The sequence below is a fragment of the Streptomyces sp. OfavH-34-F genome, from assembly GCF_022347745.1.
Classification (GTDB): domain Bacteria; phylum Actinomycetota; class Actinomycetes; order Streptomycetales; family Streptomycetaceae; genus Streptomyces.
The window spans coordinates 1-25761 of sequence record NZ_JAKRGC010000001.1; the positions used below are offsets into that span (position 1 = coordinate 1).

Annotated in this window: 26 protein-coding genes and 1 pseudogene; 25 read left to right on the top strand and 2 right to left on the bottom strand. The window is 69.6% G+C overall.

Features of this window, described 5'->3' with window-relative positions; translation table 11 throughout:
- The first annotated feature begins 894 nt into the window (after window positions 1–894).
- The 14 genes and pseudogenes from MHW47_RS00005 to MHW47_RS00065 all read left to right on the top strand — a co-directional run bounded on the left by MHW47_RS00005 (window position 895) and on the right by MHW47_RS00065 (window position 13492).
- Window positions 895–1476 (top strand): hypothetical protein, encoded by a 582-nt coding sequence (locus MHW47_RS00005; RefSeq protein ID WP_239220470.1) that lies wholly within the window; start codon window positions 895–897, stop codon window positions 1474–1476.
- A 565-nt stretch (window positions 1477–2041) separates the two neighbouring features.
- A complete protein-coding gene (locus tag MHW47_RS00010) occupies window positions 2042–2230 on the top strand; it encodes a hypothetical protein (protein ID WP_239220471.1) in 189 nt (62 codons plus the stop codon).
- A 111-nt stretch (window positions 2231–2341) separates the two neighbouring features.
- Window positions 2342–2500 carry a hypothetical protein gene (locus tag MHW47_RS00015; protein WP_239220472.1) on the top strand — a complete coding sequence of 53 codons (159 nt, stop codon included), beginning with the start codon at window positions 2342–2344 and terminating at the stop codon, window positions 2498–2500.
- 11 nt (window positions 2501–2511) lie between these two features.
- A pseudogene (locus MHW47_RS36040) lies at window positions 2512–2712 on the top strand (PH domain-containing protein); the annotation flags it as partial.
- Window positions 2713–2889: 177 nt separating this feature from the next.
- Window positions 2890–3285: a hypothetical protein gene (locus MHW47_RS00020; protein ID WP_239220473.1), complete on the top strand. Its 396-nt coding sequence runs from the start codon at window positions 2890–2892 to the stop codon at window positions 3283–3285.
- A 687-nt stretch (window positions 3286–3972) separates the two neighbouring features.
- Window positions 3973–4224: a hypothetical protein gene (locus MHW47_RS00025; RefSeq protein WP_239220474.1), complete on the top strand. Its 252-nt coding sequence runs from the start codon at window positions 3973–3975 to the stop codon at window positions 4222–4224.
- A gap of 69 nt (window positions 4225–4293) precedes the next feature.
- A complete protein-coding gene (locus tag MHW47_RS00030) occupies window positions 4294–5274 on the top strand; it encodes a DUF4007 family protein (protein WP_239220475.1) in 981 nt (326 codons plus the stop codon).
- 97 nt (window positions 5275–5371) lie between these two features.
- Window positions 5372–5836, top strand: coding sequence for a hypothetical protein (locus tag MHW47_RS00035; RefSeq protein ID WP_239220476.1), 465 nt, complete (start codon window positions 5372–5374; stop codon window positions 5834–5836).
- Entirely contained in the window at window positions 5833–6948 is a 1116-nt protein-coding gene (locus tag MHW47_RS00040; protein ID WP_239220477.1) for a DUF6884 domain-containing protein, read from the top strand. Before MHW47_RS00035 ends, MHW47_RS00040 begins: the two co-directional genes overlap by 4 nt.
- Before the next feature lie 36 nt (window positions 6949–6984).
- On the top strand, window positions 6985–7368 hold the full coding sequence (locus MHW47_RS00045) for a hypothetical protein (RefSeq protein WP_239220478.1): 384 nt from the start codon (window positions 6985–6987) through the stop codon (window positions 7366–7368).
- Window positions 7369–7511: 143 nt separating this feature from the next.
- Window positions 7512–8669 (top strand): site-specific integrase, encoded by a 1158-nt coding sequence (locus MHW47_RS00050; protein ID WP_239220479.1) that lies wholly within the window; start codon window positions 7512–7514, stop codon window positions 8667–8669.
- On the top strand, window positions 8666–11257 hold the full coding sequence (locus MHW47_RS00055; protein ID WP_239220480.1) for a site-specific integrase: 2592 nt from the start codon (window positions 8666–8668) through the stop codon (window positions 11255–11257). Before MHW47_RS00050 ends, MHW47_RS00055 begins: the two co-directional genes overlap by 4 nt.
- Window positions 11254–11832 carry a hypothetical protein gene (locus MHW47_RS00060; RefSeq protein ID WP_239220481.1) on the top strand — a complete coding sequence of 193 codons (579 nt, stop codon included), beginning with the start codon at window positions 11254–11256 and terminating at the stop codon, window positions 11830–11832. The genes MHW47_RS00055 and MHW47_RS00060 overlap by 4 nt, the downstream gene beginning before the upstream one ends.
- A gap of 94 nt (window positions 11833–11926) precedes the next feature.
- On the top strand, window positions 11927–13492 hold the full coding sequence (locus tag MHW47_RS00065) for a serine/threonine-protein kinase (RefSeq protein WP_239220482.1): 1566 nt from the start codon (window positions 11927–11929) through the stop codon (window positions 13490–13492).
- Between the two features lie 191 nt (window positions 13493–13683).
- On the opposite strand, the gene MHW47_RS00070 is transcribed toward MHW47_RS00065, so the two are convergent.
- Both MHW47_RS00070 and MHW47_RS00075 read right to left on the bottom strand, forming a co-directional pair.
- Window positions 13684–15135 carry a hypothetical protein gene (locus MHW47_RS00070; RefSeq protein ID WP_239220483.1) on the bottom strand — a complete coding sequence of 484 codons (1452 nt, stop codon included), beginning with the start codon at window positions 15133–15135 and terminating at the stop codon, window positions 13684–13686.
- An 834-nt stretch (window positions 15136–15969) separates the two neighbouring features.
- Window positions 15970–16188, bottom strand: coding sequence for a hypothetical protein (locus MHW47_RS00075; RefSeq protein WP_239220484.1), 219 nt, complete (start codon window positions 16186–16188; stop codon window positions 15970–15972).
- 340 nt (window positions 16189–16528) lie between these two features.
- On the opposite strand from MHW47_RS00075, the gene MHW47_RS00080 reads away from it, so the two are divergent.
- The 11 genes from MHW47_RS00080 (at window position 16529) to MHW47_RS00130 (ending at window position 25637) form a co-directional block, all read left to right on the top strand.
- Window positions 16529–16816: a hypothetical protein gene (locus tag MHW47_RS00080; protein ID WP_239220485.1), complete on the top strand. Its 288-nt coding sequence runs from the start codon at window positions 16529–16531 to the stop codon at window positions 16814–16816.
- A 152-nt stretch (window positions 16817–16968) separates the two neighbouring features.
- Window positions 16969–17442 (top strand): hypothetical protein, encoded by a 474-nt coding sequence (locus MHW47_RS00085; protein WP_239220486.1) that lies wholly within the window; start codon window positions 16969–16971, stop codon window positions 17440–17442.
- A gap of 77 nt (window positions 17443–17519) precedes the next feature.
- The gene (locus tag MHW47_RS00090; RefSeq protein ID WP_239220487.1) at window positions 17520–17915 is read left to right on the top strand and encodes a hypothetical protein; all 396 of its coding nucleotides are present in this window, start codon (window positions 17520–17522) and stop codon (window positions 17913–17915) included.
- 390 nt (window positions 17916–18305) lie between these two features.
- Window positions 18306–18581: a hypothetical protein gene (locus MHW47_RS00095; protein ID WP_239220488.1), complete on the top strand. Its 276-nt coding sequence runs from the start codon at window positions 18306–18308 to the stop codon at window positions 18579–18581.
- Window positions 18582–19463: 882 nt separating this feature from the next.
- Complete coding sequence (gene ligA / locus MHW47_RS00100; RefSeq protein WP_239220489.1) at window positions 19464–21536, top strand: NAD-dependent DNA ligase LigA; 2073 nt, start codon at window positions 19464–19466, stop codon at window positions 21534–21536.
- A gap of 78 nt (window positions 21537–21614) precedes the next feature.
- Window positions 21615–21992, top strand: a complete 378-nt coding sequence (locus MHW47_RS00105) for a hypothetical protein (protein ID WP_239220490.1) — start codon at window positions 21615–21617, stop codon at window positions 21990–21992.
- Between the two features lie 125 nt (window positions 21993–22117).
- Window positions 22118–23263, top strand: coding sequence for a hypothetical protein (locus MHW47_RS00110; protein WP_239220491.1), 1146 nt, complete (start codon window positions 22118–22120; stop codon window positions 23261–23263).
- Window positions 23264–23346: 83 nt separating this feature from the next.
- Window positions 23347–23814, top strand: coding sequence for a hypothetical protein (locus MHW47_RS00115; RefSeq protein WP_239220492.1), 468 nt, complete (start codon window positions 23347–23349; stop codon window positions 23812–23814).
- A complete protein-coding gene (locus MHW47_RS00120; RefSeq protein ID WP_239220493.1) occupies window positions 23811–24032 on the top strand; it encodes a hypothetical protein in 222 nt (73 codons plus the stop codon). The genes MHW47_RS00115 and MHW47_RS00120 overlap by 4 nt, the downstream gene beginning before the upstream one ends.
- Window positions 24029–24544 carry a hypothetical protein gene (locus MHW47_RS00125; RefSeq protein ID WP_239220494.1) on the top strand — a complete coding sequence of 172 codons (516 nt, stop codon included), beginning with the start codon at window positions 24029–24031 and terminating at the stop codon, window positions 24542–24544. Before MHW47_RS00120 ends, MHW47_RS00125 begins: the two co-directional genes overlap by 4 nt.
- 97 nt (window positions 24545–24641) lie before the next feature.
- Window positions 24642–25637 carry a hypothetical protein gene (locus tag MHW47_RS00130; RefSeq protein WP_239220495.1) on the top strand — a complete coding sequence of 332 codons (996 nt, stop codon included), beginning with the start codon at window positions 24642–24644 and terminating at the stop codon, window positions 25635–25637.
- Window positions 25638–25761 lie beyond the last annotated feature (124 nt).

The following is a 25761-nucleotide window of genomic DNA, read 5'->3' on the forward strand; positions in this document are numbered from 1 at the left end:
GAGCACTCCCGATGCTGGCCTGGCAAGTACCCCGGTGGCGTCGAAACTCGTGAACATCACCCGTCCGTGGTTCGGGGTGACTCCCAAACTCGTGAACAACTGACGTCAGGACTCGTGATTAAAGCCAGCCGTGAGCTCGATCGTGATCTGACTATCGCCCATACCCACCCCTACGGCTCGGTCCCCACCCTCGACCTCCCGAACCTACTGGCCTCCGACCTTGACCAATTACATAGGGGCACCCCCCCGCAGGGGGACACCGACATCACCATCTGCGGGAACCGCGGCGAACCGCGGATGCCCGAAGTCCCCTCGCAGGGCCTGGTGTGGAGGACGGTCGAGCAAGCGGTTCACCAGCGCCTGCTCCTCGATCGTCTTCGGCGAGGCATCGAAGTGAGCCGAAGCGCGCCAGTCAGTTGCTTAACACTATGAGTTCCGTTATGGTTGACTTACTCGGGGCCGCCAGACCTCAAGCGCACACCGTCGCCGGCCCGCCTCCGTACCCCTTCGAGAGGGCAAACCCCATGACTTCCCCGACCATCCGGCCGCCCGTCATCGGCCGTGGAGCCATACGCATCGAGCTGGACCGGGGAATTCACCCGGCCACCCTCAAGCCCCTGTTGGAACCCGGCACCACTACACCCGTCCCCCGGTGCGGATCATGCATCTTCCTGGTGGAACGGCTGGTCGGAGACGGGACGGCAAGGACGAAATGTGCCGTCAAGGCCCAGCGACGGAGGGGCCCGGACATCAAGCCCGACTTCCCCGCATGCGTCGAATTCCGCACCACCCCTGCCGCGTAGCGGCAGTTCCTCCTCAGCCCGGCGGTCGGCGCGGCCACGAGGCCGCGCCCCCCGGACCCTGTCCCCGTCTAGAGCGTCAAGAGGTGCTGTTTTGGCGACCGTTGACCAGACACTGACCGATCTCATCCGCAGCTTCCCCTGTGCGTATCCCGATCGCACCCAGGCGCTCCACCAGGTCCTGGTTGTACTCGGCGCCGGGTACGCGTGGCAGGGCGGCGAGGTCGTCCAGCGATTTGACTCGGACGGGAGCAGCTGCCGCAGGGTGCACGGCATGGGCAAGGTCTCCGCAGACGCAGCAGACCGCCTATGTGGCCCCGGAGAGACGATTTCTCGGGAGGACCGTGACGGGACCTGCCCCTCCGAGCACCTCCGCAGCCGCGCCGTGGAGCTGGCCCGCACTCCAGGGCCGCTGCGCCAGGACCCGTATCCGTCGAGCACTCTCGCACCGCTGTTCAACATCCCGGAGGATGCCGCCGCGGACCGGGTTGAGTCCGCCCGGGAGATCGCCGAGGTCATCGTCCCGCTCTGGGCCAACCCGTCCCCGTACGAGCTGGCCCTCACCTTCTCCTACACCGCTGAACAGCGAACGTACGCTCGCCGCCAGCACGAGAGGGCGCTCGCCCTTCTTGAACACCGCTTTGGTTCCGGCTGGCTCTCCGGCGGTCCGCGCTGATGCCGTCCGAGCTCATGTACTCCCGAGGTGAACCGTGTATCGACTGCGGAGTGCAGGTCGGCGAGGAGCACGCGGCCGGCTGCCTGGAGACGCACTGCCCGCGCACCGGCCTCCCGCAGACTTCCTGCCCCGGTCGGCATGGCCACAGCGGAGGGGGCGTGTGGACCGGCTTTTTGCCGGGAGAGGAAGCCGCAGTGGCCTTCGGCTGGTTCGCCGCTCTTCGTCCCGGTCAAGGCTGGGTGCCGGTCGCTCCCCGGACCGACGCCGTCGACTACGGGACCGACTACATGCCCGACTTCAACAGGGTCTTCTCGCAGGCCAGATGGGATCAGACGACCCAGAGATGGGTGAAACCACCGGCCCTCGGGGATTCACGGCCGCACTGGGCGCCGCCACGCGAATGAAGGGATTGACTCCAGCGCAAGCAAGATCACCTGGCTCCGCGGAAGAGGCCAGCGCGTCGACCGGCCCTTCCGGTCAGGGTGCGACTCCCACGCATCCCCTGTTCCAGCCCGACGGAGTGCCGTTCACCCGGCTGCCCCATACCGCCCTGGTCCTGTGGCGCGTGTCAACGGCGGCACGGGCGGCCGTGCTCACCGCAGTGGCCGCAGGTATCGCGGTGGCCCTGCCGCACCTGTGGTCGGCCTGCCCGACCTGGCTGGTCTGGAGTGCCTGGGCGGCCGCCGGCGCGGCGACCGTGCGCGGCGCTGTCCACTGGCAGCGGTTGAGCAGCGCCTGGGTCTCGCCTCCGTGACCGTCGCGACCAGGCCTACCACCGCTTCCCTCTGCCCGGCCTGGACGCGACCGACGCCGAACGGATCAGGAACGTCCCGTCCTGGGCCGCCTGGGAGAGGGCGGAGGCCCTGTGAGGGAGACAACGCTGCTGGAGGGTCGGCTGCACCCCATCACGTCCTGGCGCCGAACGTGGGTGGCAGCCACCGGCATCGCCGCCTTCCTCTTCCGCGACCTGCACGAGTGGGTTACCAGCGCCGCCCTCGTGGCCACGGTGGGCTACTGGCGCTGATCGCCGCCGTGGTGCCCCTCCTGGCCGCCGGCTACGGATACTTCTCCTGGCGGCGTACCTCCTACCGTCTCACCACGGACACGTTGCACGTGCGGACGGGCATCCTGTTCCGACGCCGGCGGTTCGAGTCGGCGCACCCCCAGGAGGCGGACATTCACCACCCGTTCCTCGCGCGATGGCTCGGCGTGTGCTCGCTCCGCTTGTCGGTATCCAGTCAGAGTGCTCACCTCAGCTCCCTGTCCGACACGCAGGCCGATCTGCTGCCCCGGTTCGCAAGTAGAGCCCTTCACTTGCTTAACGCTATGAGATTGGTTATAGTTGAGGTGTTGGTGGCCGAGCCTCCGGGCCGACCACCAACACCTCGCCCCTCCGAACTCACGGGAGCCACAATGTCCTCCATCGCCGACAAGCGCGCCGCCCAGATCCACGATCGCCTCTCCGGCCGGGCGCAGCGGGCGGTCGAGGACCAGAAGAAGAAGCTCGCCGAGCACTGGGACCGGTTCCAGAACATGGACCCGGCGGTCATCAACGCCTCGGCCGTCTTCAAGGGCCTGGAACTGCGCCAGAGGCTCATCGAGCTGTGGTCCGCCGTCGTCGGCGAATGCACTCTCCGGAACGCCTCGCTGGTCTTTCAGGACGCGATTGCCCGGGCGGAGACGACCGTCGCGATCGGCGTGACGGCGGGCATGGGAACCCAGGTGTCCAACGCCCGGCAGGAGATGTACGTCGAGGCGTGCCAGTACTTTCGCGAGGAGGCGGAGAGCATCTACAAGGCGCTGTCCTGAGCCTGGGCCCCCTGTCCCGCCGACCCCAATCCGAACACGAGCAAGGAGCACGCCTTGGGCGCCATCAAGAATCACGCAGCCATGATGTACGGGTACCGCCTGGGAGGTCCGGCCGACGACTGGGCCGGGCTGGCCGAACTGCTACGCGTGACCCTCGCTCCGGAGACTCCGGGGCGTCAACGGGGAGTTCGTACCCGGCCGCAGCTCGCGGCCCACCTCAGCCCATAGCGCGCGCCGAAGAAACTCATGGACGGCTGGAAGTCCGGGAGACCGCCGGGACCTCGCGCCCCTTGGGCGCCCGGTGAGGCGCGGCGGCGATTAGCCTCACGTCCGGCCGGGCCGGCGGAGCGGAACTCGCCCCGCCCGAGACCGCAGGCCAGGCAGCCGCAGGGAGGTTGCACCTGATGGGCAAGTCCGCACTGCGGCGCACCAAAGTGTCCGCAACCCGTAAGCGTGCCTGCCTCGACAAGCGGCGATACCCGTCGCTGGAGGCGGCGCAGAGCGCTGCTGAGAGGCTGGCGCGCGACGAGCCGTGGCGGCATCCGCGGGTGCCCTACGAGTGCCAGTACAGCGGGCGGAAGCCGCATTGGCACATCGGCCGCCCCTTCGGAATTCCTCGGAGTAGGCGGCGATGAGCGAGCCGATCTGACCGGCTACCGAATCAAGGTTGCGGGATCCGTCACGGAGTTGGTCGTCGACCTGTACGACCTCACCCGCAACGAGCTGGTGGCCACGGCCACGCAGGCGCGTGCTGCCGTGCGCGAGGCCATCGGAGAACTCCACGACATCGCACGCTACTTCGCTCCGGAGCCGACCCGGGTCCTGGCGCTTCCCGCGCAGCCGGACAAGGACCTGTCAGAGCTGCTGCACCGGCAGCAGGTGAGCGCGGTGTGGCCGATCGGCCCTCGTGGCTTCGGCCGCACCGATCCTTCGTCCTAACTCCGCCATCCGTCCCTGGTGTCCTGCCGCCCGGCGGCAGGACACCCTCACCCGGAGGTGAACGTCCTCATGCAAAATCACAAGGCTCCGCTGGCGGGCTGCGTCCCGGCGTTCGGCCGGCACCGGACCTACCCCCCGCGCCGCGGATGGCTGCTGAAGGTGCACACCGCTCTCCAGGAAGATCCGCACGTCTTCCAGCGGCCCGACGCTCCCGTCGTCCTCGGCGTCGGCTCCAGCATGGTGGCCTCCATGCGGTTCTGGGCCGGTGCCTTCGGGCTCGTGGAGGATGACACCGCAGGAGCGCCCGGGGCGGTGGCCCCCACCACTCGGGGGCGCTGGCTCCTCGACGAAGAGAACGGCGCCGACCCGTACCTGGAAGACCGGGCCAGCCTGTGGCTGCTCCACTGGTGGCTGCTCACCGGCACGCCGTGTTCCGTGCCGAGCTGGTACCACGTGTTCGCCGTCTACGGGCTGTCCCGGTTCACCCGCGCCGAGCTGCTCTCGAGCATTCAGCGTGCCGTTGTGCGGAGCGGATGGCGGTCTCCGGCCGACGACACCGTCCGGCGTGACATCGCCTGCCTGGCGACGATGTATGCGCCGCAGGTCGGCTCCGTCGACCAGCCTCGCGCCGGCCTGGAGGACGTCCTAACCAACCCGTTCGGCGATCTCGGGCTGCTGAGCACCGCGGCGCCGAGGTCCCGCCCGCGCGGAGACCGGAGCCATGAGATCACCGTCGTCACGGGAGCGGGCCGGTCTGCCCCGGCCGCCGTCCTGCTCTACGCGTGCCTCGACTTCGCGGCCCGCGACACAGCCACCCCCGGCAGCATCGCGGTAGCCCGACTGGCTAGCGGACCCGGGCGGATCATGCTCCTGGACGGCGGCGCGCTGCGCCGGGCGCTGGAGCGCGCGGCCTCCCGCCACCCGGCCGTCTCCGTCGTGGAGTCGGGGGCGGGCGAGATGCTTCTGGCCTACGACGCGCCCCCTGCGGTCCTGGCCGACCAAGTCCTGGCGGGCTTCTTCCACCGGCCAAGCGGACCTCGCGGCATCTGACCGCCAGCGCCAGCGCCTTTGCCCACGACACCGGCTCGCCGCCGGTCAGCCTCCGCCGCGTCACGGCGGCCGCAGCCCGGCAGGACCACCCGCCCCTTTGGAGTACCTGCACGTGTTCACCGACCGCCCCCACCTCGCCTACCTCGGCCCCTGCGATCCCGCCCGGCCTCAACCCGGCCGGGCCCCCGACGAGGAAGCCGACCGCCTGGAGAACACGGTCCTGAGCGCCTATCTCGCCCACCTGGAGGCCGAGGGACACCGCGTGGTGCGCCATCGCGTCGTCACCGCTCCGGAACTGGCGTCCACCGACCTCGTCGACGCCACCACCGACGAGCTGGTGATGGCCTGGCACCGCACCCACTACCTCGCGCTCATCGCCGCGTTGGGGGTGATCAGCGACTGCGCGCGGCTCTTCCCCCGGCACCGCCGCGCACTGCTGCTCACCACCGCACCCGGCACGTTCGTGCAGGACTTCCTGAGCTATCACAAGATCATCGCCATCTGGCCGGAGAACGGAGTCTTCGTACGCGCGGAGCCGGAACCCGAAGGAAGCGCGCCGTGAGGCACCAGCCCTTCGGGCCGCCCCCGGACATCGCCACGAGCCGCGCCTGGCGCGTGGCTGGGCTCCTCGTCGACGCCGCCGGACGGACCCTGCCAGCCGCGCGCCGGCCCTGCGCGTTCTGCGACGGCGACGACCTCGGCGACACATGCCCCGCCGCGCTGACCTGCCCCACATGCCACGCCGGGCCCCGGACACGGTGCCAGCGGCCCAGCGGACACACAGCCGATCAGTGGCACCGGGCGCGTGTCCGCGCCGCCGACACGGAGGACCAGCGTCGCGAAGACGGCGGCGAGACCAACCTGCCCGCCCGGTGGGCCGACCTCCAGCCGGGCACCAAGCGATCACGAGGAAAGACGATGACTACCGAGCACCATCACGCCAACACCGTTACCGAAACCGCCTCGACCGCCCCGGACCGACCCCGCTCCTCCCTCCCGCGCATCACCACCGCGCAGAGCCACGCCCTCCTCGCCGGCGCCAGGGATCCGCTCGGGCTGTTGCCCCAGGCCGTCAACCTGCGGACCCTGGTCTCCCTCGCGAAGGCCGGCTACGTCGGCCTCGACCAGAGGCGGGACATCCTGCGTGGCCGAGAAGTGACGCGGGACGCACTCGACATCTGGGGCGGCGCCCTGACCGAGGCAGGCTGGGTGCGGGCACGGGCGGAAGGCGCGGGCCCGTACCGGATCGTCGTGGTGGGCTGCGGAAAATCCAAGCAAGATCGACGCGTTCCGGCAGGGGCGATGTACGTGGGGCCCTTCCATGGCTCCTGCCGGGAGGCCGCCAAAGCCCTGCTCCTGGACGGCGGCCGCCAATACATCCTTTCCGCCGCGCACGGGCTCCTGGACCTGTCCACGGAGATCGACCCGTACGACATCACGGTGGGCGACCCCGGAAGCGTCAGCGCGGAACTCGTGCAGGCGCAGGTCCGGGAACGGGGCATCGAGTCGGCGGAGGTGACGGTGCTGGCCGGCGGCAAGTACGTCCAGCTTGCGCGACCGTCGTGGCCCGGGTTGCAGGCCCCGCTCGCTGGCGCTGCCGGGATCGGGGAGATGAAGCAGCGCCTCTCTCAGATCCGCCTCGCCGCGCGTGCCGACGCCGAGCGGCAGCGGTGAGCGCCGCCCGGACCCGGCCCCGAGCGGTGGGAAGACATGGCCGCCGGTCGCGCCGATGGCTGGACGCAGCGGTGGAGCGGCCGCGTGCCGACCTGGCGCCATGTGTCGCAGGGAGGGTTCGACCGACGTCGTTACGAGGTGGTCGAGCTGGCCGAGGCGCCTGCCCGTGCGTATATTCAGGCGAATCACTACCTGTCGGGATGGCCGTCGACGGTGCACCGGTACGGGCTGGTGGATCTCGAGCCCGCAGGGACGGAGGTCGGCCATGAGGTCGGCGGCGGCCTGCTGGTGGGCGTCGTCGTCCTCGGCGTGCCGATGAGCCGCCGGGCCTTGACCAATGTCTTCCCCTCGCTGGAGCCTTCTGCGCGCCGTGATACTGCGTCGACTCACTCGTACTCATCGACGTCAGGGGTCGAGTAAGACAACCTCGGATCCGTGTGTTGACCGACAGGGAGAGAACCGAGGCGGCGCCATAGTTCAGTCCCTTAGCTGATGAATGCCCTGGATGTCATGAGATTGGCGCTACTGGTCAGGCGGGGTGGTCGCTCGGCTACGGTCACGCTGTGGTCACCACGACACCGATACATGCGGAGATCGTGCGCGTCGCAGTGAGCGACGAGCTCGCCTACTGGACAGTGCTGGCCGGCCCCACCTTGACCGTGGTCGGCGACGTCGACGACCATCTCCGTCACCTGCGATTCGGGCGGTCCTGCGAGGAATCGACCACCAAGACCTACGCGGGCCACTTGAAGCGGCTCCACGTCTGGTCCGAAGAGCGTGGCCTCTCCCGGAATGACGCCGCTCTTCGGATGGCGATGTACGTGATGCACCTGCGGACGACTCCGCGAGCAAGCAGCGGCCGGGCGAAGGGCCAGCTTCCCGAAGAGGCCACCCTCGCTCCGGCTCTGGCCGCCATCCACGGTTTCTACCTCCACCTGGCCGACCTCGGGCTCCTTGAGGCCGAGGCTTTCAGCGCACTGTTCACGACCGTCTCGGCCGAGACGGGCCGCGGACTGGTCGCGGTCAGGCCACGAATCCGCGTGGACGCCCGGCCGAGCCACTCATCGGCGCGTGCGCCCGCCGCCACCCACGAGGAGTTCACCAGCCTCCTGCTGGCGACGGACACCGCCCGGGACAGGTGCATGGTGGCGATCACGGCCTGCTGCGCACTTCGGGTCGGCCAACTCGTGTCCTTGATGCGCGAGGACATCCACTTCGTCCCGGTCGGCCGGACCGCGCCCGGCTGCTCCTACGTCCTGGGCCCGCACATCCATCTGAGGAAACGCGGCGGGCATCCGAAGGGCGCGGCCAACAAGAACCGCGGCATGGTCATCGTGCCCGTGCCGGGCGCGGTGGAGATGCTCTACGCCGACTGGATGCGCGAGCGCCTCTCCATCCGGCGAGCCGGCACGAGCCCCTGGGCCTTCGTCACCTTCCCCGGCCCGACGGGTGACCCCGGCGGTGACGCGCTGAGCCCGCGGCGGATCCAGGACCTGCTCTCCGATCTCTCCGCGCGGGCCGGGCTGCGGCACCTGCATCCGCACATGCTCCGGCACACCTTCGGCGAGACCGCTGCGGACCTCGACATCGCGCGGGACGTCCTCCAGCGCCTGCTCGGCCACAGCGACGTCACCAGCCAGGACGTCTACCGGTCCGTCCCGGAAACGAAAGTGGCGGCCGCGGCCCGGGCGGTCTCCGACCAGCTCTTCGGGCACTCATGACCAGCCCGGCACCGGCCGCGCCGCCGGCCGCCCCGACGGCCGCGCCCGACTGGCTGTACCTCGCCGAGCACGGCCTAGACCGGGCGGCGCTTGAGCTGCACTTCCCGCTCGGCGCGGACTGGCACACCCTGCAGTCCTGCGTCCACCCGAACTGCGACCGGCCCGTCGAGTGCTCGCCCTGGCTGTGCCACCGGTGTTCGGCGGCCTGGCGGGCGGCCGGCTCTCCCGGGGACATCGCCTCCTGGTGCGCCAGCACCCCGGCGCCGCCGGCCCGCCGCGTGTACGGCGAGACGCGGTGCTCGGTCGGCTGCCCGCGGCCGGCCGAGGCGAGCGGGCTGTGCAAGAGCTGCGCCGGTGCCCGGGCGGCTTCGGGCCTGACGGTCACGGAGTACCTGGCAACCGGCCCGCAGCCGCGCCCCGGGCTGGGCGAGTGCGCAGTGCGGGTCTGCTCACGCTGGGCCAACACGAGGGGTACCAGGCTGTGCACGCCGCACCAGCGGCAGTGGTCCGTGGCCGGCAGACCTGATCTGACGCGGTGGGCGCGCACCGCGCCGGCGGTCTACACCACGATGGGCATCGTCCCCCTGGCGGAACTCAACGAGGTGGTGCGCGCCCAGGTCCTGCTCGGCTACGAGGGCCAGCTGCGGCAGGGCGGCCGCATCAGCCCCTCCCAGGTCAAGTCCGGCATCCGCTGGCTCGCGGACCACTCGGTGACCGACCTCCTGGCGGCCGACCTGCCCGCGAAGGGGCAGAGCACGACCTGCCTGCGCTTGTGGCGCAGGTCCGTCCAACTTCGGCACGCCGACCGTGAGTCGGAACACCGGCGCGCGGTGATCCGGCTCGACGTGCTGAACCCCCGGTTCTCCGGCGGGACCGTCGATCTCAGCGACGTGCACGCGCCGTGGCTGCTCCACGTCGCCCAGCAGCACGTGCTGCAGCTCGCCGCGTCCGGTGTCTCCGCGCAGCGGCTGCGGCTGGTCGGCTACGCGGCCCGGTGGTTCGCGATGTTCCTGCGCACCCTGCCGGGCGAGGGCCGCCAGCCGGCCGCGGTGGGCCGGGCCGGCATCACGAGCTACCTGCGGTGGCTGGCTCAGCGGGCCCGCGACTCGGCCGACTACCAGAGGACCGACGCCGGCGACCCGCGGCGGACCGTCATCGGCGAACGGCTGCTGCCATCGACCGCAGGTGGGGGACCGCTGCTGGTCACCCCCCAACGGCACTGGGGCCTGGTGCACACGCTGCGCGCGGTCCTGGACCAGGAGCGTGCGTGGCTGGCCGCGAACGACGCCGCCGGGGTGCACCTGCTGGCGAGCGACGTGCCGCCGTACCCGGACCGCGACGACACCGACAGCGAGATGGAGGGCCGCTCCCAGGACGCCCTGCCCGAGGCGGTGTACCTGCAGCTGATGGGCGAGGAGAACCTCGCCCTGCTGCCGGACGGCACCGCGCGGGACTTCACCGAGCTCTCCCTGCGGATCGGCCGGCGCCCTTGGGAGGTCCGGCACCTGGAGTTCGACTGCGTGGTGTACGACATGGACATCGAGGCGGCCGACGGCAGCGTCCAGCGGCGCCGCTACCCGTTCCTCGTCTACTGGATGCAGAAGGTCCGCCGCCGCCATAAGCTGCCGCTGCACCCCACCGACGTCGAGGTCATCACCCGGCGCCAGGACTACCTGCGCCGGACCTACCCCCAGTGGTTCGGCCCAGACGGCAAGCCGCACTCGGACCGGATGCTGCTGTTCCCCACCCCGCGCCTGTCGCGCTCCAACCGGCTGGGCGAGCGCCCGTACGACAGCAGCTCACCCGGCTACTGGCTGGAGGTGTGGATGGAAGCCGTCGACCGCCTGGTCTACGAGCACGACCACGACTTCGACCGCACCCGCGTCTTCCCCTACGCGTTTCGGCACACGTACGCCCAGCTGCGCGCCGACGCCGGCGTGCCGATGGAGATCCTGCAAGTCCTGATGGCCCATCAAGATCCGTCCACCACGCAGGTCTACTACCGGGTCTCCCACCCGCGCCGGGTGGACGCGGTGCGCGCCATCGCGGCGAAGTACCAGTTCGACATCACCGGCGGCCGGCTGCGCGTCCGCAGCGGCGGCGACGACCTCGCCGACCGTATCCGGGCCGGAGTCGGCTCGGTGCCCGTCCCGGGCGGGGCCTGCCACGAGATGAACAACGTCCGCGCCGACGGCCGGGGCTGCCCGGTGTACTACCGCTGCTTCTCCTGCAAGTTCTTCGCCACCGACTTCACCCAGCTGCCCGAGCTGCGCCAGGTACGCGACGCGAAGGCCGAGCAGCTCCTACGGCTGGAGGCCGCCTATGGCAGCGTGCTCGTCCCGGGCCCCTTGAGCAGGGCCAACGTGGAGCTCCTGCGCCAGGAGCTCGTCCAGCTCGACGAACTCATCGCCAAGTGCGAGACCGACCTCGGCTCCCTGACCGATGACGACAAGGCCACCGTGGAGTCCTGGCTGCAAAGCAGGGACCGCTTCCAGACCGTGATTCCGGTCGCCGCAGTCCTGGCGGGCCGCCAGCACCTGGACCAGCCGACCGTCGACCCGATCCTGCTGACCGAGGAGGCGCGGTGAGCTCCGGGCCATCGTCCAGCGACACGACGCCCGAGGGGCCGGGCTCGGGGCGCTCGGCCGTCCTGGACGCGGGGCGGAAGGCTGCCGCGGTCCGGCGCCGCTCCGACAGCGAGCGGTGCCGCCGCCGGGTGCTGGACGTCATCACCGGCATGCGCAGGGCCCGCACGCCGCTCTCCGACGCTGAGATCACCAGGCGAGCCGAGGTCAACCCGCAGTACCTCCAGCGCCACCGCGACCTGAAGGCCGAGGCGGAGGCCGTCCGTGCCCACCTCGCCGACGACCGGCCCCGCGCCGTGTCCGCCGCCGCGGCTCGGCAGGAAGCCGCGCTGACGGTAGAGAACCGCATGCTCCTCGAACAGAACGCCACACTGCGCCGGGACTCGACATCGCTCGCGCCGAGCTCCGGGCCCTGCGCGTGCGGGATCTTGCGGCCGGTGCGCGGGGCGAGCACGTCGCAACCCTGGACGCGAACCCCGAGGTCGAGGAACTGCGCCGGGAGCGGGACCAGGCTCTGGCAGCCGTCCGGCGCGGGGAGGCGGACCTGCTGTCACTTCGCAACGTCGTTCAACGCCTGATGGTGGAGAACACCCGGCTACTCGGGGGAGAAGTGTCGCAACCCGCCCAACCAATAGGCGTCACAAGGTAAACCATTGCGATATGGTTGACCTTATGACAACGAATGATGAGTCACCTCGCCTCGGCGGTGTCGCGGAGGTGGCTGCCGAGCTGGGTGTCAGCCGACAGCAGGTCGCCAAGCTGCGGCAGAGCGCCGACTTCCCGGCGCCGGTGGCAAAGCTGAGCGTCGGCGACGTCTGGGACCTGGACGTCATCAAGCGGTGGACGAATAGCGGGTTGCGCAGGAGCGCGGGGCGTCCCGCCGCAACTGGCGAACCTCGTTCGCTGGGGCGCCGATTTGAGCTCGGGGCGAAAATCGATGACGGTGGATTCGCGACCGTATTTGGTGCCCGCGACCTCACTAAGACGGGCGACGAGTCCATGGTGGCGATTAAGATCCTTAGGCGGGATCGCGCCGTGGACCCTGATTTTGTAGCTCGTTTTAAGCGCGAGCTTCGTCTGCTGGGCGACCTTCGCCATCCGAATGTGATTCCCCTGCTGGCCGGCGGCGAGGAGGAAGGGATGGGGCTTTGGTATGCAATGCCGCTAGCCCGAGGAATCCTGGATGATGAAATCAGCGGAGGCATGTCCTCTGAGGATGTCGCCGCCGTTATGCGCGATGTCTGTGCAGGGCTTTCCTATATCCATAGCCAGGGAGTCCTGCATCGCGACATCAAGCCGTCAAATATTTTGAGAACCCCGGACGGCGCCTGGGCTCTTGCCGACTTTGGCTTTGCGCGAGTAGAAGAAGAAACCCCCTCCATCACGTCAACCGACGACGGCTTTGGGAGTCTTTTTTATTATTCGCCCGAGCAGTGGCGGGATGCGAAAAGCGTTGACGAGCGAGCGGACATTTATTCGGCCGGGAAGGTCATGCAGGCTCTCTTGATCGGCGGATTCCCCGTGGATGATGTCGTGCCGGCCGGGAAGCTGCGGGCAGTGGTTCAGCGGGCGATCTCTCAAGACCGCGACCAGCGGCATGCCAGCGCGGCCCAGCTCCTCGCGGCCATCGAAGCAGCCGTCGCCCCGACTCCGAGCGGCAAGTGGGAGACCGCAGAGGAGAAGGCGACCCGCCTGCGTCCCCGGCTCAAGGCTGGACGCGTCGCGGACGTAGCCGCCCTCGATGAGTTCATCCGCTGGGCCGACGAACTGGACTTCAGCGACCCCGACGACATGCTGGAGTTCTCCTGGGCCATCGCCGCCCTGCCATCGGATTCGATCAAGTGGTGGTGGAAGCAAAACCGCGCCGGTTTCACCGGGGTTTTTCAAGCCTTCACTAAGCGCTTGGAGAGGTCGTTCAATTTCGAGATGTGCGACGGCCTTGCGAACTTCGCGCGTCGGGCCGCCGTGGACACCGGAGATCCGACCATCCTGCGAGAATCGGTTCGAGGGGTCACGATTCTGGGAGCCAACCATAATCGTTGGCATGTCAGGGATGTTGCCGTCGCGATCCTGCAGAGCATCCGCACGGACGAAGATGCCGTAGCCGCGCTCGAAGGAATCCGAATGGCCGATTCTCGGAGTGTTGAGTGGACCTTCGGTGAGACGGTGGTCAAGACTCTCCACCCTGTTCTTCGGAGCGGACTTGGCGCGATCCTGGACGAGATCAATAGGGACTGACGGGGAGCCTTTCTCAACCGGCTTCGATACATGTTCTGCCCTTACACCGCCTTGCGAGGTCGCCGCTGAATCGTCCTTCACCTGCTCCTAATTTGCAGCATGAAAATCATGATGCCGCCGGCCAGGACTGGGCACAACCGTGTTGGGTAGCACGTGCAGTGCCAATTCGCTCTGTCCCCGCTGATCGCACGTCAGGTGTCGGTCGGGTCGGCGGAGCGGCGCAGGCGGGACCAGGGGCTGCGCCGCCGCGCGGCATTTTCAGGCTTCGTCAGCGCGAGGCCGTTCGGCTCGGTGCTGTGGTTCTGCTGCCCGAGCACGGCAGCACGCACGGCTTCCCAGTCTTCGGTCCGCCACCAGCCGAAGAGGGCGGTGGCGGAAATGACGGGGTGCTGGAGTGTGGCTACGAACTCGCGCCGCCCGTACACCGCCGGCGTACGTTGCGCCGGGTCGAGCTTGCGCTGGTGGTTGACGACCAGGGTTCCGCGGGTGACCGGCTGGTGCGGGCGCAGCTGCGGCCAGGTGCTCAGATGGCGCTCTAGATCGGCCACCAGCGCTTCCTTGGCCTGGCCGCCTTCGGACTTCACTTCGACGAGGCGTGCATCCTCACCCCAGATGGCAAGCAGGTCCGCGGACTTCGTGCCCAGTTCCTTGTCCAGGTCGGTGACGTCGAAGCCAGCCGCGCGCAGAACGGCCGCGACGGCGTCGACCAGTTCACTGCCGGTGCCGAACAGCAGTCCTGACCGTATCGGCTCGGCCGCCTCCTTCGCGCGCTTCTGCTCGACGTGAAGCCGGGCCTTCTCGGAGGCGTAGTGGTGTTCAAGTTCTTCCAGCGCCAGCCGGGCCGAGGATTCGGCGGTGGTCTCCAGGTCGGGGTCGAGGCTATGCGGGGAGCGGACCCGGCGAAGAGCGCCTGGGACATGCGCGGGCAGAGCTCGCTCGACGAGCCAGCCGACCACCGTGTTCCAGTTGATCCCGTCCGGAAGGATGTACCAGATCTGCTTGCCGTCGCTGGGCATCCAACGAGCCACCACCGGATCACCGAGGGTGTCCACCATGATGGGGACGAGCTCACCCTCCGGCTCGTAGACGATGGTTCCTGACAGCCCCTCCGCCGCCAGGGACCGCGGGGCCATCGCCCACCAGGGGCCTTCACCGGAGCTGTTGCGGATCCGGAGCGCGAGGTCCTTGTCGACCGCATCGAGGCCCGGGACCAGAGCAATCTCCGAACCGGACCCGAGGCGCTTGCCGGCGATCGAACCGTCAAAGCCGCAGAAGTACACGTGGGCGACGTCGGCACCGAAGACCGAGTTGCGCGGCTCGCTGTCCGCGTCGCCGATCGTGGCGATGATCAGGGCCGTCTCCCCGCGCGAGGCGGCGCCGTCGAGGAATCTCCTGAACTCGTCCGCACCCCGCCCGCCGAAGATGCTCGGGTTGATGGCCGCGGCGCAGGTGCTGGTGTCCGTCCCGAGCCACCGAGGATCGGCGCCAGCCCTCTCCCAGGTGATGCCGTCGTACTTGTGAGCGGCCACCCACTGGTCGCGGAGGGTTTCATGCGCGTCCGGATGCGGCTCGGGGAACTCAGCGGGGTTCCGGACGGCGACGTGGACAGCGACGAGCCCGCTCGGGGCAGCGGAGGGTGCCATGCGATCACCGTAGTGGCAGGCGCAGTCACCACGAACACCCTGGTGTCGGACGACGCCGGCGAAACCACCGCCTCCCGCTGCCGGCGCCTCCGTTCTGGACAGCGACGCCAGTCCGGCGCTGGGAGGCCGATCCTCAAGCCCGGCGGCAGCCAGTACGGTCGCCGCCGACGCGTTCGAGGTCTACGGGAGAGTACCTGCGTGCTCCGGGAGGCGGGCGTCCCAGGGGCCGGGGCCGGTCACGCCAGAGGGGCGGGCGCACCCATGCGTCTCAGTCTGCGGGGAGGCTGGAGACCAGGCGCGGAAGGTCTGCGGGCTCCAGGACGTCCCACGGGAGGGGCTGCGGCTCGTAGTCCCCGTCCAGCACCTCTTGACGCCGACGGGGACGCTGCCGTTCAGGGTTCCCCGCCGGGTTCGCTCTCGACCTCGAACCGGACGCGCAGCGCCCTTGGCGGAGAGCACCTTGCCCGGGCCGGGGCAACGGCGGGTGACGAACACCGGCCCGCGCAAGCCGGAGGGCCCGACGCCCCAGTCGCTCAACGCATCGACTCACAGATCACACATGACGCGACCTGGGAGGATGCCACCTTCCGATGCATAGAAGGAGCCGTACTCGGAGGCCCTGGAGATGTCCAGGGTGTGCTTGTCCCCCTCGGTGGCGAGCAACGGGGAGAGCTTCGCGGTTGCGGCGGCACTCCGTCTGGCCGCCGGCCACGGAGTGCGCGGAGTCGTCACCTACGCGGACCCTGTCGCACGGCTTCGCACCCTGCCGGACGGGCGCACAGCAGGGGCCCCGGGTGGGCACCTAGGGGTCATCTACCAGGCGCTTTCCGCGACTTACACGGGCCGCAGCACGGCGCGGACGGTCACCGTCTTGCCGGACGGCCAGGTGCTTCCGGCGCGGTCGATCGCGAAGTTCGTTGCCGGCGACCGTGGCGCCGACGGGTTCGAGCGGCGCATCCGCGCGCTGGGCTCCCGCAGCGCCCTGCGGGAGCCGACCGGCGCACCTGGCTGCGCACCGCGCTGGAGCAGATCGGGGCCAGGAGCTCGCGGCACCCGGGGACTCACCGCTACGCCCTACCTGTGGGCCGTACGAGAGCCGAACGGACGCGCACTGTCATCGGCCTCGGCGCGTTGCCCTACCCTAAGAATGTTGCTTAATTCTATGAGTTCATTTATGGTTGAGGGTATCGCCCGGCGAGGTCGCCCGACCTCCAGTGGGACACCCCCCCACCCGCCCGCATCCTTCGCTTTCAGGAGCGTCATGTCGTACATAGCCGCCCCCGCGTCCGCTCTCGCTCCGGGATACCCCGTCAGCTTCCAGGTGTACGGCGATCACCCCGTCCAGGACCACATCGCCGAGGGAACGGTCACAGCGACTCAGAGGACCGCGTTCATGACGATCGAAGTGGCACTGGACAACGGCCGCACCTACCGGCTGCCCGTCACCCGCAAGGTGCGCGTGTACGCCGCCTTCCTCAAGGGCGGGTACGCCAGCGAGGTCGCGAATGCCGGCCCTGCCGCCGACTGGCTCGCCGATGCAGCGCAGATCTGGACGGAGAGCCTGACCGAGCAGCTGACGGCGCAGCTGAAGTCCAATAGTGAGACATTCTTCGCCTCCTACTGGTCCGGCCGTGACGCGTTCATCGCAGCAGTGCGAGCCGCCCGGCACCGCGCTGCGTGAACGACACCCCGTACGACCCAGAACAGCACTTCGCAGACCTCGCTCTCTGCCGGAGCCCCGGGCGCGCCCGGGCCGCCGCGCGGGCCCGCTGCGCCCTCGCTCGCCACACGCCTTCCAAGATCGGCCCCCGACTCCCGACCAGGAGCGCAACCATGCACAAGACCTTGCCCGACGCCGACCGTGCCGCTCAGGACGCCGTGCTCCGCGCCGCCGGGGAGGACCTGAAGCGCGCGTTCGGCGCCGTGGCGTCCGCAACCCTTCCCCCGGAGCTTGCCGCCGAGCTGCGCGCGGTCTTCCCCGCCGCCCGGCGAGGCCCCGCCCATAACGTGTTCCCCCACGTTCCGGCCGAGCTGCGTACCGTTCTCCAAGACGCCCTGGTCGAGTTCTTCGAGGACAGCGCGGTGCACGCGATGCCCAGCGCGGTCACGATCATCGTGACCAACGGCTACAACGACGGTCCGGCGTGGAACACCTACGGGGCGACGCTCCACTACGGTCCCGACGTCACCGTCGAGGCCCCCGGCTTCGAGCGGACGTTCGTGGCGGACGCCCTGGTCGAGATCAGCGACGACGAACAGCCCTACGGCACTCCCTGTCCCGTCCTGTTCGTCCCGCTGCCCGCCTGACGCGACCGCCCCGCCCGGCCCAACCCTTATGCAAAGCGAAGGACCATTCAGTGCAACGTGACAAGTACGAGCAGCTGTTGAGCACTCGAAACGAGCGGCGCACGCTCAGCGTGCACGAGATTCACGGGCCCGAGCGCACGCTGGCCTACGGCTTCACCTCAGACAAGGGCACCTGGCACTGCTATCTCGACGGGGCGAACATCCACGTCCTCGTCTACAGGAGGTCCACGAACAGCGTAGTGAGTCACCTGGCGAGCCCTACATGGAACGTGGCCGAACTCGCACCCGACAAGCGCGTCTACCCTGAGAGCGTTGACGCCGAATTCGCCCGCCTGCTCCTGGAACGCGGGCAGGACCTCCCCTACACGCGATTCGATGACAAGCGCCACGCCCCTGTCGCCGAACTGACCTTCCACGGTGCGGTCTACGACCCCGACACCGCGGCACTCGTTCAGGCCGACCCGTACGCCTGACGCGAGCGCGACCAGCCACCCGCCCGTCAAGCGGCCCGGCCCCGCCGGGCCGCTCTCCCCGCAGGAACGAGATGTCCACCCTTCTGATCGGCCGCTGGCTCGGCGATACGTTCACCAATTCCCTCCACGTCACGGCCGGCGACCAGGACTCCATCGAGGCCGCCGTACGAAACGCCCCCGGTGCTGGGACAGGTTGGGCGTGCGAGTTCGACGTAGACACCCACCAGCGCGCAGTTCAGCGCCTACGAGGAGTTCGTCCGCGCTGAGGACGGCTGCCTCGTGGACGCCGCAGAAGGCTACGAGCCCACCACTGCCCCACCCGCCACCGGGCGTCCGACCTGCTCGGCGCCGGCGGATCAGCCACGGGCGGACAGCCCGAGAGGAGTGCACATGCAGGGAGACGTGATCGTCTTCATCGTCTCCAGGAACGGGGGGCCGGCATATCGACGGGTGCTGTGGCGCATGAGCGAGGCTGATGCCCGCAAGATCTGCTCCGATCCCCGCACCTCGGGCCGCAACCACATGCTCTGCTGGACCGCTCAGCACATTGACGACCCCGAGGTGACCCGCTACGTGCGCGATACGGGCGCGTACGCCCAGGTCCTGGCCGACCATCACGTCACCGTCCTGCGCTGCCTCGCCGACACCGAGCGGTCCGCACGGTAGCTCCCGCGCGCCAACACGACCGGGGCGCGCAGCACCCGGCTGCCGGGGGCATCGGTTCTCGTACGGGCATCGGCCGGACCACTCGGTGACCCACCGCCCGGCGCTGGGGGTGCCCCGGGAGACAGCCCGCCGGCGCGCCTTGCGCCGCGGGTGGTCACCACTGTAGGAATCCGTGCGAGATCACCGAAGCGGGCGTGGACGCGGCGAATGCCGACGCCCTTGCGGCAGCATGGACCCGCAGTGCAGCCTCACTGCGGGACCTCGCCGCCAAGTACCACCCCCGTTTCCGCTCGGTCGTCCGCATGCACCGGCGGGCCGTAACGCTCAACCACTGCGCTCGCGACCTCCTTGAGGTCTCGGCCACAGCCGACGGCCCGCACCAACTGGCCATGAACGAACTCGCGACAACCTGGCAGTCTCGCGCCGCATGGTTGCGAAACCTCGCGGACAGCTACCGCCCTGACCTGGAGGAACCCGCTCTCATGCGCCGCGAGGGTGCTCGACACATGCGCCCAGATCCTCCTCCACTTGCTTCGCGTCTGGGAGTGAGCGGCCTTCTGGCACCAGCGGCCAGGGTCCGGCCAAGCCGCTGACCTGCGCACTATCAAGTAGGTGGCCGCCGCTATCAAGTGCACTATCAAGTGGGCCGACACGCTCTCATTTCCGGCCGCTCCCTACAACCACACACCGGAGCGAAGATGACAGTCAGCCCACACATTGCTTAATACTATGGCTCTGTGTATTATCCAGACGTCGGTCGGTTCCGAAGTGCCAACTTCTCGGCCCTTGACACCGACGTCATCCCATCCGGACATCGCGCTGCGGTGCCGTGCACCGAACGAGCGGCGGCGGCGCCGCCATCAGCCAGAAGGATCAAGAATCATGCCGAGCCCTTCCCCCGTACTCCTGCCTGACCGCAGCGCCTACCTCCTCGCCGTCGAAGAGGCGCGGAACGCTGCCGCCGCCTACTACGGAGGCGGTGACTCGCCGCTGGACGACGCGACGTTCGACCGCCTCGTGAGCGACATCGCGGCGTACGAGCAGCAGCATCCCGACCACCTCTCCGCGGACTCGCCCACCGGCAAGGTGGCCGCCGGGGCGCTGACGGAGGGCATGGTCGTGCACGCGACGCCGATGCTTTCCCTCGGCAACGTCTACGACGCCGAGGAGCTGGCCGGGTGGGCGAAGTCCCTGGGCAAGCGCCTGGGGGCGTCACCGCGAGGTCTGCACGCCAGCCCGAAGATGGACGGCCTTGCCATCGCGGCGCACTACCGCGACGGCAAGCTCGTCCGGCTCGTCACCCGGGGCACCGGCACGACCGGAGACGACGTCTCCCACGCCATCGGCACGATCGACGGCCTGCCGGCCGAACTGAGCACGCCGGTCTCGGTCGAGGTCCGGGGTGAGGTCGTCCTTCTCCAGTCCCGCTTCGAGGAGGCCAACCGCATCCGCACTACCCACGGTGGCGCACCGTTCTCCAGCCCCCGCAACGCCGCCTCCGGCTCACTGCGTGCGACCGGGCGGGACTACGTCATCCCGCTCTCCTTCTACGGCTACGGTCTGCTGTCCACCACGGACGACCGGCCCGACCGGCCGATCCGGGAGGCGATGACGCACACCGATCTGATGAAGGAGCTGGGCAGCCTCGGGATCCAGACGGCGGGCGACACCCCCGTCGGCACGCTGACCTCCCCGCTGCTGAAGGACGTCCAGGCGTACGTCGAGAAGGTTGCCGATCAGCGGTCAGCCCTGGACGTCGGGATCGACGGCGTCGTCATCAAGGCCGACCACCCCGGCGACCAGGCTGCCGCAGGCTCCAACTCCCGCGCGCCGCTGTGGGCGATCGCGTACAAGCTGCCCTCCCTGGAGGTCACTTCGACGCTGACCGCCGCCACCTGGACGACGGGGCGCACCGGCAATCTCGCTCCCCGGGGGGAGGTGCTGCCGGTCGATATCGAAGGCGTGAGCGTGCAGTTCGCGACGCTCCACAACCCCAGCATGATCACCAAGCTGGGACTGCGCATCGGCGACCGCGTCGTAGTCCGCAGGGCCGGCGACGTCATCCCGCAGATCCTCGGCCCCGTGGTGTCCGCCCGCACGGGTGAGGAGAAGCCGATCGAGCTGCCCACCCTCTGCCCGAACTGCGCGGGTGAGATCGACACGAGCCAGGAGCGCTGGCGGTGCCTGAAGGGTCGCGGGTGCAACCTCCCCGCGTCCATCACGTACGCGGTACAGCGCGACGTCCTCCACATCGAAGGCATCGGACCGAAGATCGTCGCACGGCTGGTGGAACAGGAAGCGGTCCAGGACGTCGCTGACCTGTTCACTCTCACCCGGGGCCAGCTCATCGAGGCGACCGGCAGCGAGAAGACGGCCGCCAAGCTCCTGGAGCGCATCGAGACAGCGAAGCAGCAGCCCCTCTCCCGCGTCTTCTGCGCGCTGGGGGTCCGGGGAACGGGGCGCAGCATGTCGCGGCGGCTCGCCGCCCACTTCGGCAGTATGGCGGCCATCCAGGCGGCGTCGGCCGCCGAGCTGTGCCAGGTCGAGGGAATTGGTGCGGAGAAGTCGGCCCTAGTGATCGGCGAGCTGGCCGAGCTGGAGCCGGTGATCGCCAAGCTCGGCGCAGCGGGCGTCAACCTGACCGAGCCGGACAGGAACATCCCGGCAGCCGCGGCCGTCGCCCCCGGCTCGGCCGGGGACACGACACCGCCACTGGCGGGACTGACTGTCGTCGCCACAGGCGCGATGACCGGGCGCCTGGAGACCCTGTCGCGCTCCGGGATGAACGAACTGATCGAGCGGGCGGGCGGGCGTGCAGGGTCCAGCGTCTCCAAGAGCACGAGCCTGGTGGTCGCCGGGGAGAAGGCCGGCTCGAAGAAGGCAAAAGCGGAAGCACTGGGGGTGAGCGTCATCGGCCCCGACAAGTTCGCCGAGATGATCAGCGCCTACCTGTGACCGACTGCGGGCGGGGCCGGGGCAGACGCACCCGGCCCGCCCGCCGGCTTCCGCCCGCCGCTCACCACGGAGATCCCAGTGAAGAAGACCTCGATCGGCACGGCCCGCCACCTGCACCCGCCGGGGACGTCCGGAGAGCTGTGCCGTCAGCACAACCGCGCGGCGCTCGCGACGGCGGTGGCTGCCATCGCCCGCCGGCGAGGGCTGGACGCCGAGGCAGGCGACGACCAGCTCGCACAGTGCGCGGAGACGGCCAAGGGCGCGCCGTTGAAGTCGCCCCTGTCCGCCGACACCCTGGCCGCCATCCGCTGCGCCCTGGCCCCGCCGCTGGACAGCAGCACCAGCGCGGCAGTGATCGCGGCGGCGGTCTTCTCGGCCCTTCCCGACCGGCCGCTGCGCGTCGTCGCGGACGACGGGCAGGAGTTCTTCCTCGTGCCGATCCCCGCCACCCCCTAACATTGCTTAATTCTATGAGTTCGCCTATGGTTGAGGCATAGCCGGTGCGGCGCATCCGCCCGGCGGCCCCAGGCCGCCGCCCACCGGCTGGACCTCCGGTGAACCGTCCGAGGAACAGGGAAGCCATGATGAACAGCCGTCATTCACGTGCTCTGAAGAGCCGCGACATCAGTGAGACCTTCGTCGAGGAACTGACCAGCCGCGAAAGCGATCTGCGCCGCAACCACCTGTGGCTGGCCCCGAAGCTCGACCAGCTTTCCACCGGACGGCCCGTCACCCTGAGGCACACCCCGCCCCCCGGCCTGACCGTCGCGGAACAAGCCGACCTGATCGACATCGCAAGCCACGTCGGGATCTACCGCATGTGGGCCCGGCGCGGCCGAGTGACCTACGACCTCAACGAACACCTGGCCGCCGAGCTGTACCGCTCGACCTCGGACACCCTGCCCGGAAGCATCTTCAGCCACCTCCCCCACATCAACCCGCTGATCGTGCTCCCGGACCCCTGGCCGGTGCGCTACAAGGGGTCGGACGGCCTGGTGCGCGGCTTCTACCTCTACGGTTACAACCAGGTGCCCGAGCAGCAGACCTACACCGACGAGGACATCGAAGGTCTCGGCCTGCTCTTCGTGATCGATCTCCTCGACGAGGAGACGTGGGAGGTACGCGGGCAGACCCACATACGCATGAACATCCCCACCGGTCTGGAGAAGTTCACCGTGGCCCAGGCCGTGGACTTCGCGGCCGCCAGGGCGGAGGCTCACTGGAGCCGGGCGCGGGACAAGCGCGCCGCGTACGCACTGTTCGAGGAACTTCTCCGTCCGGCCCTGAGCGTCCTGATCTATCTCTGCTGCGACAACCGGGACTTGGCGGAGCCGCCCGTCGTCAAGCCGTCAAAGGCGAAGAAGAGGCGCAGGCCCGTCGCCAAGAACCGCGACCCGTTCTTCGTCGAGGTCGGATGGCGGGTCGGTCCCGCGCTGCACGCGGCGCGCAGGGTGGCAGGCCGCATCCAGGAGGGCGACGGCATCCCCTCCGGTGTCCAGCAGGCACCCCACCAGCGGTGCGGCCACTTCCGCCGGTTCCGCATCGGCCGGGCACGCCAGGGTGTGACCACCCGCTGGGTGATGCCCTACTGGGTCCGCCTGGAGTTGCTCGCCGACGACACGGACCCGATCACCACCGTGGTCCCCGTGGACGAGCAGCGCCACGACCCGCTGCGCAGACGCGGGCTGAAGAACCGCCGCCGCCCGGAAGCCGGACTCGCGGCCTGATCGTCTGACCCGGGGGTCGGGCCGACAGCCTCGGCCCGACCCCGTCCCACCGCACAGCCACTCAACGTCATCGGGAGGACACCATGTCCGAAAGCTCACCACTGCAGATGTTCGTCTACTCCGTCCACGAGAGTGAGGCCAAGGCCGTCCTGGAGGTAATGAAGGAGGAGGACTTGGACCTTGGATCAAGCACCCACGGGCTGGTCCTCGGCCGGCGCTACGGCATCGACGAGACGCCGCTCAGCGGTGCATACGACCTTTCGACGGCTCTCCTCCAGCGGGCGCCCAGCGCCGTCTTCAAGCTGTGGCAGCACCCGGTAGGCGAGGATGACGGGCGCTTCGTCGCGCACGTCCCCGGAGTCGGCACCTTCGGGGCCGGCTGTGACTCCGAGGGCACACCCCGTATCTCCGTGCCGGAACTCATCAGCCAGCTCGCGGACGCGCCCGAAGAAATGACTGTCCGCGAGTGGCTGGCCGGTCCCGGCACGAAGGCCCTCGGCACAGCGGTCCTGAGTGCGCTGGCGTCGTACGAGGAGGCGCACCCGTCGTGACCGTCAACGACACCATCCAAACCGCGCGGCGAGAACCCGTCTGGGACGACTATCCGCTGCTCGGTCCCGACGACGCCGCCAAGCAGGACCTCGAACTCGTCCACACACAGTGCGGCGAGCGGCTCTGCGATGCCGAACACGGCGATCTGCTCCCCACGCTCGCCAGCATGGTCACCGACCACGACGCAACGTGCGCGAAGAGCCGGAGCGCACAGTGACCAGCGCTGCCCAGCGAAAACTCCGGCCGAAGCCCTGGGAGGCGGCAGGATTCCAGAACCTCCTCCGCGCCTGCCTCAGCCATGACGGCGCCGACGAGGGGCCGGTGGCGACCTTCGAAGAGTCCGGCTGCACGCACAGCCGGTACGGGCTGCGGCTGACACTGCCCACCGGGGTTCAGGTCTACCTCCAGATCGTGGCCGGCCAGCCACCGGACGAACGCCGTCCCGCGCAGGGTGCTCCGCCGCTCCGGCAGCGCTCGGCACCGCTGCCGACCACGGGCAGTACGGCGCTGGCCGCCGTCGAACTGCACCTCATCGACGCCCTGACCGCGCGCCAGGACCCCCTCGTCCAGGCGGTAACGCCGCTCAGCTCGTCGAACGGCTCGATCCCGTACGGGTTGCGTGTCGCCTTCCACAGCGGCGCGTACGTCTTCTGCTACGTCGCACTCCTCGTCCCCGCCGGCTGGACCCGGCCGCTCGGCGGCCTGTTCCCCGAGCTGAGCCATGTCTGAACCCGCCCCCGATCCACGTCACCGAGCGGCCAGAAGCTGTTTTGGCATGATCCCCGTGCAGAGGCGCGAACCCGCGCCGTGACCAAGGGGAAGAGCCATGCGCAGCACACGGGGACTGGCCGCCGTCATCATGGTGGCGATCGCGACGCTGTCGGCGGGCTGCGTCGGCCACGCCTCGGACGGCGCTGGCAGAACGCCCGGCAGGGCGTCGGCGGTCGGCACCGCCGCGCCGGACGCGCTGCCCGCCGGCGTCACCCCGCTGGGGAGCTCCGTCCCCGTCGCGGCGCAGGGATGGAACCTGGAGCTGGCGCCCTTCACGGAGACCAGCACGGGCGCCTCCGCCGAGCCTGTGCCGGCCGGCTGGGTCGTGGTGCGCACCCAGGCGCGGTTCACCAACACCAGCGGCCGGATCGCGCAGCTGCCCGATACCGCGCTCACCGTGCGCTACGGACCTCTCGGTCGCCAGGCCACCCCGGTCAAGGACGCGGTCCTGACCGGACTGCCGGCCCGCGACGCGGTGGTCCGGGAGGCTCCGGGCGCCGCGTTCACCGCCGAGGTCGGTGTCGCCATTCCCCCGCAGAGCCGCGGCCAGCGGGTCACCGTGACCGCCGAAGCCACACAGCAGGGGATGGCGGAGGCCGACAACCTTTTCTTCGAAGGCACCCTCCCCGGGAAGGTGAGGGCCGCCGAAGACGCTGGCCCGCCGGAGTCCGACGACACCGAAGCAGCCTCCGCCAGCGCGGTCCTCCCCTTCGGCGCATGGTCGCCCGACCGCGTACGGGTCTCGGCGATCACCCTCGGACCGGCCAAGAACGGCACACGACCGGCGACGGCCGACCTCACCGTCGTCAGCAGCGACTCCCGGCCGCGGACCGGCGCGGGAATCACCCTGCGGGTGATGACCGGCGCCGGCCTGAAGGACGCAGCATCCCTCACCCCGGCTCTGGACTACCCCGACGCGCCGATCGCCCCCGCGCGCCCGGCCACCGTCACCGTGCACTTCTCCCTCCCCGCGACCGCTGTCCCCGGTCCGGTCACCGTCGAGGCTGTCGACCAGGGCGAGCGCATCACCTTCAGCGGCACCGTCAGCTGACGGTGCGATCGTCCGGCGCACCAAGGGTTGTGGTGGGCCGGACAAACTCGAACCGGTGGGGCCGGAGCAGTCACACGAACACGCCGTGCGGCACCTCTAGGGATGTCGCACACCTCCGACCGAC